Origin of the sequence: Allobosea sp., from assembly GCF_035999205.1 — a bacterium.
In the GTDB taxonomy this organism is placed as follows: Bacteria; Pseudomonadota; Alphaproteobacteria; order Rhizobiales; family Beijerinckiaceae; genus Allobosea.
This window is the reverse complement of the sequence record NZ_DASYHA010000021.1, coordinates 1-14,242: the sequence shown is the minus strand read 5'-3', so window position 1 is coordinate 14,242 and position 14,242 is coordinate 1. Positions and strand designations below refer to the sequence as shown.

At 64.5% G+C, this 14,242-nt stretch carries 27 protein-coding genes; all 27 read right to left on the bottom strand.

Features of this window, described 5'->3' with window-relative positions:
• Positions 1-21: 21 nt before the first annotated feature.
• Entirely contained in the window at positions 22-1,038 is a 1,017-nt protein-coding gene (locus VGN82_RS10710) for a DNA-directed RNA polymerase subunit alpha (protein ID WP_327527008.1), read from the bottom strand.
• 91 nt (positions 1,039-1,129) lie between these two features.
• Entirely contained in the window at positions 1,130-1,519 is a 390-nt protein-coding gene (gene rpsK / locus VGN82_RS10705; protein ID WP_043237079.1) for a 30S ribosomal protein S11, read from the bottom strand.
• 114 nt (positions 1,520-1,633) lie between these two features.
• Positions 1,634-2,002 (bottom strand): 30S ribosomal protein S13, encoded by a 369-nt coding sequence (gene rpsM / locus VGN82_RS10700; protein WP_327527007.1) that lies wholly within the window; start codon positions 2,000-2,002, stop codon positions 1,634-1,636.
• 237 nt (positions 2,003-2,239) lie between these two features.
• A complete protein-coding gene (locus VGN82_RS10695; protein WP_327527006.1) occupies positions 2,240-2,824 on the bottom strand; it encodes an adenylate kinase in 585 nt (194 codons plus the stop codon).
• Entirely contained in the window at positions 2,824-4,161 is a 1,338-nt protein-coding gene (gene secY, locus VGN82_RS10690; protein WP_327527005.1) for a preprotein translocase subunit SecY, read from the bottom strand. The genes VGN82_RS10695 and secY overlap by 1 nt, the downstream gene beginning before the upstream one ends.
• A 106-nt stretch (positions 4,162-4,267) precedes the next feature.
• Complete coding sequence (gene rplO / locus VGN82_RS10685) at positions 4,268-4,747, bottom strand: 50S ribosomal protein L15 (protein ID WP_327527004.1); 480 nt, start codon at positions 4,745-4,747, stop codon at positions 4,268-4,270.
• A gap of 13 nt (positions 4,748-4,760) precedes the next feature.
• Positions 4,761-4,955 carry a 50S ribosomal protein L30 gene (gene rpmD / locus VGN82_RS10680; protein ID WP_327527003.1) on the bottom strand — a complete coding sequence of 65 codons (195 nt, stop codon included), beginning with the start codon at positions 4,953-4,955 and terminating at the stop codon, positions 4,761-4,763.
• 10 nt (positions 4,956-4,965) lie between these two features.
• Positions 4,966-5,529: a 30S ribosomal protein S5 gene (gene rpsE / locus VGN82_RS10675; RefSeq protein ID WP_327527002.1), complete on the bottom strand. Its 564-nt coding sequence runs from the start codon at positions 5,527-5,529 to the stop codon at positions 4,966-4,968.
• A gap of 152 nt (positions 5,530-5,681) precedes the next feature.
• A complete protein-coding gene (rplR, locus tag VGN82_RS10670; RefSeq protein WP_327527001.1) occupies positions 5,682-6,044 on the bottom strand; it encodes a 50S ribosomal protein L18 in 363 nt (120 codons plus the stop codon).
• A 5-nt stretch (positions 6,045-6,049) separates the two neighbouring features.
• Entirely contained in the window at positions 6,050-6,583 is a 534-nt protein-coding gene (gene rplF, locus VGN82_RS10665; protein WP_327527000.1) for a 50S ribosomal protein L6, read from the bottom strand.
• Positions 6,584-6,616: 33 nt separating this feature from the next.
• Positions 6,617-7,015, bottom strand: a complete 399-nt coding sequence (rpsH, locus tag VGN82_RS10660) for a 30S ribosomal protein S8 (protein WP_068181809.1) — start codon at positions 7,013-7,015, stop codon at positions 6,617-6,619.
• A 12-nt stretch (positions 7,016-7,027) separates the two neighbouring features.
• On the bottom strand, positions 7,028-7,333 hold the full coding sequence (gene rpsN, locus VGN82_RS10655; protein ID WP_327526999.1) for a 30S ribosomal protein S14: 306 nt from the start codon (positions 7,331-7,333) through the stop codon (positions 7,028-7,030).
• Positions 7,334-7,369: 36 nt separating this feature from the next.
• Positions 7,370-7,936, bottom strand: a complete 567-nt coding sequence (gene rplE, locus VGN82_RS10650; RefSeq protein WP_327526998.1) for a 50S ribosomal protein L5 — start codon at positions 7,934-7,936, stop codon at positions 7,370-7,372.
• Positions 7,929-8,246, bottom strand: coding sequence for a 50S ribosomal protein L24 (gene rplX / locus VGN82_RS10645; protein ID WP_043237098.1), 318 nt, complete (start codon positions 8,244-8,246; stop codon positions 7,929-7,931). Before rplX ends, rplE begins: the two co-directional genes overlap by 8 nt.
• Entirely contained in the window at positions 8,246-8,614 is a 369-nt protein-coding gene (gene rplN, locus VGN82_RS10640) for a 50S ribosomal protein L14 (RefSeq protein ID WP_054144259.1), read from the bottom strand. The genes rplX and rplN overlap by 1 nt, the downstream gene beginning before the upstream one ends.
• A gap of 211 nt (positions 8,615-8,825) precedes the next feature.
• Complete coding sequence (rpsQ, locus tag VGN82_RS10635; protein WP_327526997.1) at positions 8,826-9,068, bottom strand: 30S ribosomal protein S17; 243 nt, start codon at positions 9,066-9,068, stop codon at positions 8,826-8,828.
• Between the two features lie 11 nt (positions 9,069-9,079).
• Positions 9,080-9,292, bottom strand: coding sequence for a 50S ribosomal protein L29 (gene rpmC, locus VGN82_RS10630; RefSeq protein WP_327526996.1), 213 nt, complete (start codon positions 9,290-9,292; stop codon positions 9,080-9,082).
• A gap of 11 nt (positions 9,293-9,303) precedes the next feature.
• Positions 9,304-9,717, bottom strand: a complete 414-nt coding sequence (rplP, locus tag VGN82_RS10625; protein WP_327526995.1) for a 50S ribosomal protein L16 — start codon at positions 9,715-9,717, stop codon at positions 9,304-9,306.
• Between the two features lie 18 nt (positions 9,718-9,735).
• Positions 9,736-10,449, bottom strand: coding sequence for a 30S ribosomal protein S3 (rpsC, locus tag VGN82_RS10620; RefSeq protein ID WP_327526994.1), 714 nt, complete (start codon positions 10,447-10,449; stop codon positions 9,736-9,738).
• A 10-nt stretch (positions 10,450-10,459) separates the two neighbouring features.
• A complete protein-coding gene (rplV, locus tag VGN82_RS10615) occupies positions 10,460-10,843 on the bottom strand; it encodes a 50S ribosomal protein L22 (protein WP_327526993.1) in 384 nt (127 codons plus the stop codon).
• 3 nt (positions 10,844-10,846) lie between these two features.
• Positions 10,847-11,125, bottom strand: a complete 279-nt coding sequence (gene rpsS, locus VGN82_RS10610) for a 30S ribosomal protein S19 (RefSeq protein ID WP_327526992.1) — start codon at positions 11,123-11,125, stop codon at positions 10,847-10,849.
• Between the two features lie 8 nt (positions 11,126-11,133).
• On the bottom strand, positions 11,134-11,976 hold the full coding sequence (gene rplB, locus VGN82_RS10605; protein ID WP_327526991.1) for a 50S ribosomal protein L2: 843 nt from the start codon (positions 11,974-11,976) through the stop codon (positions 11,134-11,136).
• Positions 11,977-11,991: 15 nt separating this feature from the next.
• On the bottom strand, positions 11,992-12,303 hold the full coding sequence (locus VGN82_RS10600; protein ID WP_327526990.1) for a 50S ribosomal protein L23: 312 nt from the start codon (positions 12,301-12,303) through the stop codon (positions 11,992-11,994).
• Positions 12,300-12,920 carry a 50S ribosomal protein L4 gene (rplD, locus tag VGN82_RS10595; protein WP_327526989.1) on the bottom strand — a complete coding sequence of 207 codons (621 nt, stop codon included), beginning with the start codon at positions 12,918-12,920 and terminating at the stop codon, positions 12,300-12,302. Before rplD ends, VGN82_RS10600 begins: the two co-directional genes overlap by 4 nt.
• Positions 12,920-13,645 carry a 50S ribosomal protein L3 gene (gene rplC, locus VGN82_RS10590; protein ID WP_327526988.1) on the bottom strand — a complete coding sequence of 242 codons (726 nt, stop codon included), beginning with the start codon at positions 13,643-13,645 and terminating at the stop codon, positions 12,920-12,922. Before rplC ends, rplD begins: the two co-directional genes overlap by 1 nt.
• 76 nt (positions 13,646-13,721) lie before the next feature.
• Complete coding sequence (rpsJ, locus tag VGN82_RS10585) at positions 13,722-14,030, bottom strand: 30S ribosomal protein S10 (protein ID WP_043237115.1); 309 nt, start codon at positions 14,028-14,030, stop codon at positions 13,722-13,724.
• 67 nt (positions 14,031-14,097) lie between these two features.
• On the bottom strand, positions 14,098-14,242 hold a 145-nt coding region (locus VGN82_RS10580), incomplete at its 5' end, for an EF-Tu C-terminal domain-related protein (protein WP_465247922.1).

Here is a 14,242-nt window from a genome sequence, read left to right as displayed (position 1 = left end):
CGGATGCCTGCGCCGTGTTGCTCAGTAGTGCTCTTCAAAGCGCTTCGCCAGCTCTTCGATGTTCTCCGGCGGCCAGCCGGTGACGTCCATGCCGAGATGGAGGCCCATGGTGGCGAGCACTTCCTTGATCTCGTTCAGCGACTTGCGGCCGAAGTTCGGGGTGCGCAGCATCTCGCCCTCCGACTTCTGGATCAGGTCGCCGATGTAGACGATGTTGTCGTTCTTCAGGCAGTTCGCCGAACGCACCGAAAGCTCGAGCTCGTCGACCTTCTTGAGCAGCGCCGGGTTGAAGGGCAGCTGCGGCGCGGTCGAGACGGCCTCTTCCTTGCGCGGCTCCTCGAAGGTGATGAACACCGCGAGCTGGTCCTGCAGGATGCGGGCGGCCAGCGCCAGCGCGTCCTCAGGGGTCACCGAACCGTTGGTCTCGATGTTCAGCGTCAGCATGTCGCGATCGAGATTCTGGCCCTCGCGGGTGTTCTCGACGCGGTACGACACCTTCTTGACCGGCGAATACAGGCTGTCGACCGGGATCAGGCCGATCGGCGCATCTTCCGGACGGTTCTGCTCGGACGGGACATAGCCCTTGCCGGTGTTGACCGTGAACTCCATGCGGATCTCGGAGCCCTCGTCCAGCGTGCACAGCACGAGGTCGGGGTTCAGGATCGAGACGTCGCCGATGGTGTTGATGTCGCCGGCGGTGACGATGCCCGGGCCGGTCTTGCGCAGGGTCATGCGCTTCGGACCCTCGCCCTGCATCTTGACCGCGATGGCCTTGATGTTGAGGACGATGTCGGTGACGTCCTCGCGGACGCCCGGGATCGACGAGAATTCATGCAGCACGCCGTCGATCTGGACGGCGGTCACGGCCGCGCCCTGGAGCGAGGAAAGCAGCACGCGACGCAGCGCATTGCCGAGCGTCATGCCGAAGCCACGCTCCAGCGGACGGGCGATGACGGTCGCCTGACGCTTCGGGTCGTCGCCGACCTTGACTTCGAGCTTGTTGGGCTTTGACAGATCCTGCCAGTTCTTGCTGATCACGACCGCACTCCTCGTGCTTGAATTCTATGGCGGCGGCGGGCCGCCCCGGACAGGCGCCCGCCGGTGCGGGCGCCTCGAAGGTCAGGCAGCGTCAGACGCGACGGCGCTTGCGCGGACGGCAGCCGTTATGCGGGATCGGCGTCACGTCGCGGATCGAGGTCACGGTGAAGCCGGCGGCCTGCAGGGCGCGCAGAGCCGACTCACGACCCGAACCCGGGCCGGTGACTTCGACTTCGAGTGTGCGCATGCCGTGCTCGGCGGCCTTGCGGGCGGCATCCTCGGCAGCGACCTGGGCGGCGTAGGGGGTCGACTTGCGCGAGCCCTTGAAGCCCATCGTGCCGGCCGACGACCACGAGATCGTGTTGCCCTGCGCGTCGGTGATGGTGATCATGGTGTTGTTGAACGAGGCGTTCACATGGGCGACGCCGGAGACGATGTTCTTGCGTTCGCGACGGCGAACGCGCTGGGCTTCCTTGGCCATAGTCTTCTCTCTTGTCCTTCAGACGCGCCCGTGATGCCAGGCGCTGGGGATGCCGCCCGCCCCTGCGGGGTCAGGCGGCGCAAAGCAGCGGGCCGGAGAACCGGCCCGCCGAAATCACTTCTTCTTGCCGGCGATCGGCTTCGCCTTGCCCTTGCGGGTGCGGGCGTTGGTGTGCGTGCGCTGGCCGCGGACCGGCAGCGAGCGGCGATGACGCAGGCCGCGATAGCAGCCGAGATCCATCAGGCGCTTGATGTTCATCGAGACTTCGCGACGCAGATCGCCCTCGACGAGATAGTCGCGGTCGATGGTCTCGCGGATCTGCAGAACCTCGGCGTCGGTCAGCTGATTGACGCGACGCTCGTCGACGATGCCGACCTTCTCGCAGATTTCCTTGGCCTTGGCCGCGCCAATGCCGTGGATGTACTGCAGGCCGATGACGACGCGCTTGTTGGTCGGAATGTTGACGCCCGCGATACGAGCCATGATCGTCTCTCCATGTCGGCCGACTGCACCCATTGGCGCACCGGCGGTTATCGGATGCCCTCGCGCCGGTGGAGGCCGGCCTCTGCGAAGCGTTGAATCCGTCCCATGCGGGAATGCGACGTCGCCCCTTCTCGCGAAGGTAACGGCATCGCTCGCATGAAACCGGAAGTGGGGTCGTTAGTCGCTTGGCCGCGACGAGTCAACCCGCCGCGACCAAGAATCGTGCCAAGGCGGAAATCAGTGTCCCGCCAGAGCCTTCTCGATTGCTGCCGTAACGACGTCGATCGGCTGCATGCCGTCGATATCGATCACCTGGCCCCGCGCCGCATAGTAGGGCGCGACCACCGCGGTATCGCGGTTATAGGCTTCGAGCCTGGTCTTGAAGACCTCCGGATCGTCGTCCTTGCGGACCGGCTGGCCGGCCGCCCTCGCCTCTTCGGCGCGCTTGATGATCCGGTCGACGAGCTTGGCCTGGTCGACCTTGAGCTCGAGCACGGTGTCGAGCTTCAGGCCCTTGGAAGCGAGCATCTTGTCCAGCGCCTCGGCCTGCGCCAGCGTGCGCGGGAAGCCGTCCAGGATGAAGCCCTTCTTCGCGTCCGGCTCCTCGATGCGGTCGGCGACGATGCCGATGACGATCTCGTCCGAGACCAGCCCGCCCGCATCCATGACCGCCTTGGCCTTGACGCCGATCGGCGTGCCGGCAGCAACGGCGGCGCGCAACATGTCGCCGGTCGAAAGCTGCGGAATGCCATGCTTCGCGACGATGCGCGTAGCCTGAGTGCCCTTACCCGCCCCCGGCGGCCCCAGGAAGATCAGTCGCATCAGCGTTTCGCTCCTCGCAGCTTCGCTTTCTTCACCAGCCCCTCATACTGATGGGCCAGCAAATGTCCGTGGACTTGTGCCACGGTATCCATCGTCGTCGTCACCACGATCAGCAGCGAGGTGCCGCCGAGCAGGATGATCGGAATCTGGGCATAGGTGATCATGAACTCGGGGATAAGGCAGACGATAGTCAAATAGCCGGCGCCGAGCACGGTGATGCGCGTCAGCACCCGGTCGATATGCTCGGCGGTGCGCTCGCCCGGCCGGATGCCCGGCATGAAGCCGCCATGCTTCTTGAGGTTGTCCGCCGTCTCGACCGGGTTGAACACGATCGCGGTGTAGAAGAAGCAGAAGAAGATGATCAGCGCCGCGTAGAGGATCATGAACAGCGGCCGGCCATGGGCCAGATAGGTCGCAATCGTCGACAGCACGCCCGTGCCGCCCGAAGCCTGCGAGAAGCTCGCGATCGTCGTCGGCAGCAGCAGCAGCGAGGAAGCGAAGATCGGCGGAATGACGCCGGCCGTGTTGAGCTTCAGCGGCAGGAACGAGGTCTGCCCCTCATACATCCGGTTGCCGACCTGGCGCTTGGGATAGTTGATCAGGAGCCGGCGCTGGGCGCGCTCCATGAACACGCAGAAGGCGATGACGCAGACTGCCATGACCAGGATCAGCAGCAGCAGGCCGGTCGAGATCGCGCCCTGGCGGCCGAGCTCGAGGGTCTGCGCAAGTTGCGACGGGAACTCGGCGATGATGCCCGCGAAGATGATCATCGAGGTGCCGTTGCCGATGCCGCGGCTGGTGATCTGCTCACCCAGCCAGAGCAGGAACATCGTGCCGCCGACCAGGGTGATCGTGGTCGAGAGCAGGAAGAACGGGCCGGGTTCGAGCACCAGGTTACCCGAACCCTGAAGACCCACGCCGATGCCATAGGCCTGGAACACGGCCAGCACGAGCGTCAGATAGCGCGTGTACTGGTTCAGGATCTTGCGACCCTGCTCGCCTTCCTTCTTCAGCGCCTCGAACGTCGGGATGACACTCGAGAGGAGCTGGATGATGATCGAGGCCGAGATGTACGGCATGATCGCCAGCGCGAAGATCGCAAGCCGGCCGACGGCGCCGCCCGAGAACATGTTGAACAGGCCCAGCACGCCCGACTGCGACTGCTTGAACAGGTCGGCGACCGCGTCGGGGTTCATGCCCGGCAGCGGGATATAGGTTCCCAGCCGGTAGATGATCAGCGCTCCGAGCGTGAACCAGATGCGCTTCTTCAGCTCGTCCGCCTTCGCGAACGCTCCGAAATTCAGGTTTGAAGCAAGCTGTTCAGCCGCCGATGCCATGCGTCTGGTCCTTGGGTGATGTCGTCATTCGGTCGTCAGACAGTCGAACGGCGGCCTGGGCTTCTGGCCCGGCCGCCGTTCGCGAGTCGTCATGTAAGCGTTCGGCTCACGCCTGTGAAGCGGCAGCCGCCAGGATCTTCACAGAACCGCCGGCCTTCTCGATCGCCTCGACGGCCGACTTCGACGCGCCGGCAACCTCGAAGGCGAGCTTCGTCTTGAGCTCGCCCACGCCGAGGATCTTCACGCCGTCCTTGGCCTGGCGGGTGATCACGCCGGCGGCGACGAGCGCCTCGATCGTGATCGCGCCCTTGGCGTCCAGCTTGCCGGCTTCCACCGCCTGCTGGATGCGGCCGATGTTCACCTCGTTCAGGTCCTTGGCGAACAGGTTGTTGAAGCCGCGCTTCGGCAGGCGACGATACAGCGGCATCTGGCCGCCTTCGAAGCCCTTCACCGCCACGCCGGCGCGGGCCTTCTGACCCTTGACGCCACGGCCACCGGTCTTGCCCTTGCCCGAGCCAATGCCCCGGCCGACGCGGATGCGCGACTTGTGCGCGCCTTCGTTGTCACGGATGTCGTTGAGTTTCATCGAACGATACCCCTCACTTCGCGTCGACGACGCGCACGAGGTGCTTGACCTTGTCGATCATGCCCCGCACGGACGGCGTATCGACCAGGGTCGACTGCCGGCGAATCTTGTTGAGGCCGAGACCGATCAGGGTCTGGCGCTGCGACGCCTCGCGGCGGATCGGGGAACCGATCTGCTCGACGACGACGGTCTTTTCAGCTTTTGCCATGATCGAGCCCTCACGCTTCGGCCGCAGCATCCGCGCCGGCATCGCGGCGGCGGGTCTGCAGGGCAGAGACCTTGAGGTTGCGGCGCGCGGCGACACCGCGCGGGCTGTCCTCGTTCTTCAGCGCATCGAAGGTGGCGCGAACCAGGTTGTACGGGTTCGACGAGCCGAGCGACTTCGACACAACGTCCTGCATGCCGACCGCCTCGAAGACGGCGCGCATCGGACCACCGGCGATGATGCCGGTACCGGCCGGAGCCGCGCGCAGCACGACCTTGCCGGCGCCATGGCGGCCAGCGACGTCATGATGCAGGGTGCGGCCCTCGCGCAGCGGAATGCGGACCAGACCGCGCTTGGCGGCTTCCGTCGCCTTGCGGATGGCCTCGGGAACTTCACGGGCCTTGCCGTGGCCGAAGCCGACGCGGCCCTTCTGGTCGCCGACGACGACAAGCGCGGCGAAGCCGAAGCGACGCCCGCCCTTCACCACCTTGGCGACGCGGTTGATGTGGACCAGACGGTCCACGAATTCGGAATCGCGCTCTTCGCGATCCTGACGGTCACGCGGCTCTCTCGCCATGTTCTTTCCTCTTACTTGCGCAGCGACCGGATCATCGTCCGGCACTGCTCGCTCGAGCGTTCCTGATGGAACGACGTCTCTTCAAAAGATAGTTCCCGGCCCCTGCCCCGGCGCCTTTCGGCGTCGAGGAAGGAAAACCGGGTTGGTCGAAATCAGAAGTTCAGGCCGCCTTCGCGGGCTGCTTCCGCCAGCGCCTTGACGCGGCCATGATACATGTAGGAACCGCGGTCGAAGACCACGTCCTTCACGCCAGCCTTGGCGGCGCGCTCTGCGATGAGCTTGCCGATCGTCGAAGCCGCCTCGACATTCGCGCCCGACTTGATGTTGGCGCGGATGTCCTTGTCCAGGGTCGAGGCCGAAGCGAGGGTGACCCCCTTCGCGTCGTCGATGACCTGGGCATAGATCTGCTTGCCGGTGCGGTGCACCGACAGGCGGGCGCGGCCATTGGCAACAGCCTTGATCGCGCGGCGAACGCGGGCCTTGCGGCGCGCAGTGTTTTCGGTCTGCTTGCTCATGGCGCTTACTTCTTCTTCCCTTCCTTGCGGAAGATGAATTCGCCGGCGTACTTGACGCCCTTGCCCTTGTAAGGCTCGGGCCCACGGTACTCGCGGATCTCCGCAGCGGTCTGGCCGACCACCTGCTTGTCGATGCCGGTGATCACGATCTCGGTCGGCTTCGGCGTCGTGATCGCGACACCAGCCGGGATTTCGTAGTCGATGTCGTGGCTGTAGCCCAGCGACAGCTTCAGCACCTTGCCAGCGACGGCGGCCTTGTAGCCGACGCCGTTGATCTCGAGCTTCTTCTCGAAGCCGGCAGTGGTGCCGACCACGAGGTTGTTGATACGGGCGCGCGAGGTGCCCCAGAGCGAGCGAGCGCGCTTGCTCTGCGAACGCGGCTGAACCGCGATCGCACCGTTCTCCATGACGACCGAAACGTCGTCGGGCACGGTGAAGGAGAGTTCCCCCTTCGCGCCCTTGATCTTGACGAGCTGGCCGGCGACGTTGGCGGTGACGCCAGCGGGGACCGGAACAGGCTTCTTACCGATACGAGACATTGGATTTCTCCTGAAAACGAGCGGCGCGGAAGGTCAGAAGACCTTGCAAAGCACTTCGCCGCCCACGTTCTGCTCGCGGGCAAGATGATCGGGCATCACACCCTTCGGGGTCGAGATGATCGTCACGCCCAGGCCATCGGCCACGCGCGGCATCGTCTCCACCGAAGAATAGACGCGGCGGCCGGGCTTCGACACCCGCGAGATCGACCGGATGACCGGCAGACCCTCGTGGTACTTCAGCTCGATGTCGAACTCCGTCCGGCCATTGCCGAACTCGGTCTGGGTGTAGCCGCGGATGTAGCCCTCGGACTGAAGCACGTCGAGCACGCGGGCCCGGAGCTTCGAACCAGGGGTCGAAACGCGCGACTTGCGACGCATCTGCGCATTGCGGATGCGGGTCAGCATATCTCCAAGCGGATCAATGATCGCCATGTTGCGTACTCCTCACCAGCTCGACTTGACGAGGCCGGGAACCAGCCCCTTGTTGCCAAGCTCGCGCAACGCAACGCGCGACATCTTCAGCTTGCGATAGAACGCGCGCGGACGGCCCGTCACCTCGCAGCGGTTGCGCACCCGGGTCGGAGCCGAGTTGCGCGGCAGTTCGGCCAGCTTGAGGCGAGCGAGGAAACGCTCGTCCATGGACTGGCTTTCGTCGTTAGCGATCGCGAGAAGCCGCGCGCGCCGACCCGCGAATTTCTTCACGAGGGCCTTGCGGTGGTTGTTGTTCTCGACGGAGCTTTTCTTAGCCATCGATCTCTCCTGGTTTCCGCGTATGAACGCTTAGGTTCACTGCCGGAACGGGAAGTTGAAGTGCTTGAGCAGAGCGCGTGCCTCGTCGTCCGACTTCGCAGTCGTGCAGACGATCACGTCCATGCCCCAGACCTGGTCGACCTTGTCGTAGTTGATCTCGGGGAACACGATGTGCTCCTTGATCCCGAGCGCGAAATTGCCGCGCCCGTCGAACGACTTCGGGTTCAGGCCCCGGAAGTCTCGCACGCGCGGCAGGGCGATGGTGACGAGCCGGTCGACGAACTCGAACATCTTGGTCTTGCGCAGCGTGACCTTGCAGCCGACCGCCATGTTCTCGCGCAGCTTGAAGCCGGCGATGGCGAGACGGGACTTGGTGATGACCGGCTTCTGACCGGCGATCAGGGCGAGGTCGCCAGCAGCGTTGTCGACCTTCTTGCGGTCGGCAGTCGCTTCACCGACGCCCATGTTGATGACGATCTTGTCGATCGTCGGGACTTCCATGACGTTCTTGTAGCCGAACTCGGCGATCATCGCCGGGCGAACGACCTCGTCATAATGCTTCTTCATGCGCGGCGTCAGGGCCGCCTGCAGATTCTCAGCCATCGATCAGATCCCCCGAACGCTTGGCGAAACGGACCTTGCGGCCATCATCCAGGACCTTGAAGCCGACACGGGTCGGCTTGCCATCCTTCGGATCGGCCACGGCGAGGTTCGACAGGTCGATGGTGGCTTCCTTGGAGATGATGCCGCCCTCGGACTGAGCCGAAGCCTTGGTGTGCTTCTTGACGAGGTTGACGCCACGCACCACGGCGCGGGCATCCTTCGGCAGGACCTGGAGCACTTCGCCGGCCTTGCCCTTGTCGCGGCCAGCCAGCACGACGACCTTGTCGCCCTTCTTGATCTTCGCAGCCATCACAGCACCTCTGGCGCAAGCGAGATGATCTTCATGTGGTTCTTGGCGCGCAGCTCGCGCGGAACCGGTCCGAAGATACGGGTGCCGACAGGCTCTTTCTGGTTGTTGATCAGCACGGCCGCATTGCGGTCGAAGCGGATCACCGAGCCGTCGGCGCGCTTGACGTCCTTGGCGGTGCGAACGACGACCGCCTTCATGACGTCGCCCTTCTTCACGCGACCGCGCGGAATGGCTTCCTTGATCGAAACGACGATGATGTCGCCAATGCGGGCATAGCGCCGCTTCGACCCGCCGAGAACCTTGATGCACATCACGCGACGGGCGCCGGAGTTATCCGCGACCTCGAGATTCGTCTGCACCTGGATCATGGCCTTGATCCTTCCAGTGTGTATCAGCGCGGTTTCCCGAAAGCATCAGTGCCTCCGGGACTACGACTGACGGGGGTCGATCGCCCCCTGGCCTCAAAACAAAGCACGATCCGCAAAAGTGGCGCCCACTCTTGCGGCGTAACATGCCCGACTTTCTACCTTGCCCTGCTTTCCGACGCCCGATCGAATCGGGCGCGGGAAGCACGTTGACTCACGCCTTGGGAGCGCTGTCGAGCAAAACCCAGCTTTTCAGCTTGGAAATGGGCTTGGACTCCTCGATCCAGACCGTGTCACCGACCTTGACCACCTGCGCCTCATCATGGGCGTGATAGTTTTTGGTACGGCGAACCGTCTTCTTGAGGAGAGGGTGCGTATAGCGCCGCTCGACCTTGACCACAACAGTTTTGTTCTGCTTGTCGCTGACGACGACGCCCTGCAGCACGCGCTTCGGCATTGTCTAACTCCTCAGGCGCTCACTGCCGCGGTCTTGGACCGCTGCAGCGTCTTGATGCGGGCGATGTCCTTGCGGACTTCGGTCACGCGGGCGGTGTTCTCGAGCTGGCCGGTGGCCTTCTGAAAGCGCAGGTTGAACTGCTCCTTCTTGAGCTTCAGGAGTTCGTCCTGGAGCAGGTCCACGCTCATGGCCTTCAGGTCGGACAGGCGTTGCGAAGCTTTCATCTCGTCCTCCCTCACTCGGCGATGCGCTGGATGAAGCGCGTCTTGATCGGCAGCTTGGCCGCTCCGAGGCGCAGGGCCTCGCGAGCGATATCCTCGGGCACGCCGTCGAGCTCGAACATGATCCGGCCCGGCTTGACCTTGGCTGCCCAGAATTCAGGCGCGCCCTTGCCCTTGCCCATGCGGACTTCGGTCGGCTTCTTCGACACCGGAACGTCCGGGAACACGCGGATCCAGACGCGGCCGGCGCGCTTCATCGCGCGGGTGATCGCGCGGCGGGCCGCCTCGATCTGCCGGGCAGTGATGCGCTCGGGAGCCTGGGCCTTCAGGCCGAACTGGCCGAAGTTGAGCTCCGTGCCGCCCTTGGCAACGCCGGAGATGCGTCCCTTGAACTGCTTGCGAAACTTGGTTCTTTTCGGTTGCAACATGGCTCTTCTCGATCAGCCTTACGCAGCCTGCTCGCGACGCTCGCGACGCTCACCAGAGCGGCCGCCTTCGTCCGAGAGACGCTTGTCCTGGGCCATCGGGTCATGTTCCAGGATCTCGCCCTTGAAGATCCAGACCTTGATGCCGCACGTGCCGTAGGTGGTGAAGGCGGTGCCGACACCATAATCCACATCGGCGCGCAGCGTGTGCAGCGGAACGCGACCTTCGCGATACCATTCCAGGCGCGCGATCTCAGCCCCGCCGAGACGGCCCGAGCAGTTGATGCGGATGCCCTCGGCGCCGAGACGCATGGCCGACTGGACGGCCCGCTTCATGGCGCGGCGGAACGCGACGCGGCGCTCGAGCTGCTGCGCGATCGAGTCGGCGACGAGCGTCGCGTCGATCTCGGGCTTGCGCACCTCGACGATGTTGATGGTCACATCGGCCTTGGTGAGCTTCATCACCGTCTTGCGCAGCTTCTCGATATCGGCGCCCTTCTTGCCGATCACCACGCCCGGGCGAGCCGAGTGGATGGTGACGCGGCACTTCTTGTGCGGGCGCTCGATGATGATCTTGGAGATCGCGGCCTGCTTCAGCAGCTTCATCAGGGCGGCGCGGATCGCCATATCCTCATGGAGCAGCTTGCCGTACTCGCCCTTCTGCGCGAACCAGCGGGAATCCCAGGTCCGGTTGATGCCGAGGCGAAGCCCGATCGGATTGATTTTCTGACCCATCGTTCTCTCCTCAGGCCTTCGCAGCCTGGACTTCGCGCACCACGATCGTGATGTTCGCGAACGGCTTCATGATGCGGGCGCCACGGCCGCGGGCGCGGGCGTGGAAGCGCTTCATCACGAGCGCCTTGCCGACGAAGGCCTGGGCCACGACGAGATCGTCGACGTCGAGATCATGGTTGTTCTCGGCGTTGGCGATCGCGCTCTGGAGGCACTTGCGCACGTCGAGCGAGATCCGCTTGCGCGAGAACTCGAGATCGGCGAGCGCCGTGGCGACCTTCTTGCCCCGGATGAGCTGGGCGACGAGGTTGAGCTTCTGCGGCGAGACGCGAAGGTTGCGGGCGACCGCAACGGCTTCGTTCTCAGGCAGCGCACGGGGTGCTGATGCTTTTCCCATGGCTTACTTCCTCTTCGCCTTCTTGTCGGCGGCGTGGCCGTGGAAGGTGCGCGTCGGCGAGAACTCGCCGAACTTGTGGCCCACCATCTCCTCGGACACGGCAACCGGCACATGCTTGTGGCCGTTGTAGACGCCGAACGTCAGACCGACGAACTGCGGCAGGATCGTGGAGCGACGGCTCCAGATCTTGATGACTTCCTGCCGGCTCGCCGTGCGGGCGACCTCGGCCTTTTTCAGAAGGTATCCGTCGACAAACGGACCTTTCCAAAGCGAACGCGCCATGACGGACCTCAGTTCTTCTTCTTGCGGGCGTGACGGCTCGACACGATGAACGTATCGGTCCGCTTGTTCGAGCGGGTCTTCTTGCCCTTGGTCGGCAGACCCCAGGGCGTGACCGGATGACGGCCACCCGAGGTGCGGCCTTCGCCGCCGCCATGGGGATGGTCGACCGGGTTCATCGAGACGCCGCGGTTATGCGGACGACGGCCGAGCCAGCGCGAGCGACCCGCCTTGCCATCGTTCGTGTTCATGTGGTCGGGGTTCGAGACCGCGCCCACGGTAGCATAGCACAGACCGCTGATCAGGCGCTGCTCGCCCGAGTTCAGGCGGACGATGACGTAGCCCTGGTCGCGACCGACGATCTGGGCGTAGTTGCCGGCCGAACGAGCCAGCGCGCCACCCTTGCCGATCTTCAGCTCGACATTGTGGACGATCGTGCCGATCGGCAGCGTGCCCATCGGGGCCGCGTTGCCGGGCTTCACGTCAACCGACGGGCCGGAGACGACGGTGTCGCCCACGGCCAGGCGCTGCGGAGCCAGGATATAGGCCCGCTCGCCGTCCTGATACTTGATCAGGGCGATGAACGCCGTGCGGTTCGGATCATATTCCAGGCGCTCGACGACGGCCGGGATGCCGTCCTTGCCGCGACGCTTGAAGTCGATCAGGCGCAGGGTGCGCTTGTGTCCACCGCCGCGGAAGCGGACGGTGATACGGCCGAGATTGTTGCGGCCGCCGGAGGACGACTTGCCCTCGGTCAGCACCTTGAGCGGCTTGCCCTTGTAGAGCTCGCTGCGGTCGACGATCACGAGCTGGCGAAGGCTCGGCGTGATCGGCTTGAAGCTTTTCAAAGCCATGATGACGATCTTTCCTTACAGGCCCGTGGTCACGTCGATGGAGTGACCTTCCTCGAGGGTCACGACCGCCTTCTTGACATCCGAGCGCTGGCCGAGCCGGCCCCGGAAGACCTTCATCTTGCCTTCGGTGACGAGCGTGTTGACGCTCTTCACCTTGACATCGAACAGCTTCTCGATCGCCGCCTTGATCTGCGGCTTCGTTGCCGTCTTGGCGACCTTGAAGACGACCTTGTTATGCTCGGAGAGCATGGTCGCCTTTTCGGTGATCACCGGGCCACGGATGACGTCGTAGTGGCGCGGGTCCAGGTTCTTGGCGGACTGGCTCATTTGAAGCGCGCCTCCAGCGCATCGACAGCCGCGCGCGTCAGGACGAGCTTGTCGCGACGCAGGATGTCATAGACGTTGATGCCCTGAACCGGCAGCACGTCGACATTCGGGATCGAGCGGGCGGCCAGGCCGAAATTGGTGTCGATCTCCGCGCCGCCGATCACCAGCGCGCTGGACAGGTCCAGCTTGCCGAAGTGACCCAGCAGCACCTTGGTCTTGGGCTCGGACAGCTTGGCATCATCGATGATGATGAGGCCGGCGTCCTTGGCCTTGGCCGAGAGCGCATGACGCAGAGCCAGCGCGCGGACCTTCTTGGGCAGGTCGTGGGCGTGGTCGCGCACGATCGGACCGAAGGCCTTGCCGCCGCCGCGGAACTGCGGAGCGGAGGCTGCGCCGTGACGGGCGCCACCGGTGCCCTTCTGCTTGTAGATCTTCTTGCGGGTGCGGTCGACTTCCGACCGGCCCTTCGACTTGTGCGTGCCGGCGCGACGCTTGGCGAGCTGGTAGCGCACCATGCGGGCGAGGATGTCGGCGCGCGGCTCGAGGCCGAAGATCGCATCCGACAGCTCGACCGAACCGGCCGAGCCACCTTCAAGGGTGGTGATATCGAGCTTCATCACGCGTTCTCCTCAGCCTGGGCCGCAGGAGCCTCTGCAGTCGCCTCACCGGCGGCTTTGAACTTGCCAGGCAGCGGCGCATCCTTGGGGAGCGGGCGCTTGATGGCGTCACGGACATGGATCCAGCCGCCGGCAACGCCGGGGACGGCGCCCTCGACCAGAATCAGGCCGCGCTCGGCATCCGTCTGGACGACGCGCAGGTTCTGCGTGGTGACGCGCTCGGCACCGAGGTGGCCGGGCATCTTCTTGTTCTTGAAGGTCTTGCCAGGGTCCTGACGGCCACCGGTCGAACCGATCGAGCGATGCGAGACCGAGACGCCGTGCGTGGCACGCAGACCGCCGAAGTTCCAGCGCTTCATGCCGCCGGCGAAACCCTTACCGGTGGTGGTGCCGCTGACATCGACGAACTGGCCGACGACGAAGTGGTCGGCGGTGAGCTCGGCGCCGACCGGGATCAGCGCGTCATCGCTGACGCGGAACTCGACGACCTTGCGCTTGGGCTCGACCTTGGCGACGGCGAAATGGCCGCGCTCAGCCTTCGAGACATTCTTGACCTTGGCCAAGCCCGTCCCGAGCTGCACGGCGACATAGCCGTTCTTCTCGATCGTGCGATGAGCGACGACCTGGCAGTTATCGAGCTTCAGCACGGTGACCGGGATATGTTCGCCGGCATCGGTGAAGATGCGGGTCATCCCGACTTTCTGTGCAATCACACCGGAACGCATCGGTGCATACCTTCCTTTGGGGTCATGTCCATCCCGCCATTACGCGGGAGACAGAGGACCCGGCTGAACAAAAATCTTAGAGCTTGATTTCGACGTCGACGCCGGCGGCGAGATCGAGCTTCATGAGGGCATCGACCGTCTGCGGGGTCGGGTCGACGATGTCGAGAACCCGCTTGTGGGTCCGCATTTCGAACTGCTCGCGCGACTTCTTGTCGATGTGGGGCGAGCGGTTGACCGTGAACTTCTCGATGAGCGTGGGCAGCGGGATGGGGCCGCGGACCTGAGCGCCCGTCCTCTTCGCGGTCGACACGATCTCGCGCGTCGAAGCGTCGAGAATGCGGTGGTCGAACGCCTTGAGGCGGATTCGGATGTTCTGACCGTTCATGGTCTTTTCTTCCTCGTGACGTGAAAGGGCGAAGGCCCGGCAGGGCCTACGCCCTCACGAAAACGCGTTACGCGATGATGCTTGCGACGACGCCGGCGCCGACGGTGCGGCCACCTTCACGGATGGCGAAGCGCAGCTTCTCTTCCATCGCGATCGGCACGATCAGGTGCACTTCCATGGCGATGTTGTCGCCCGGCATCACCATCTCCGTG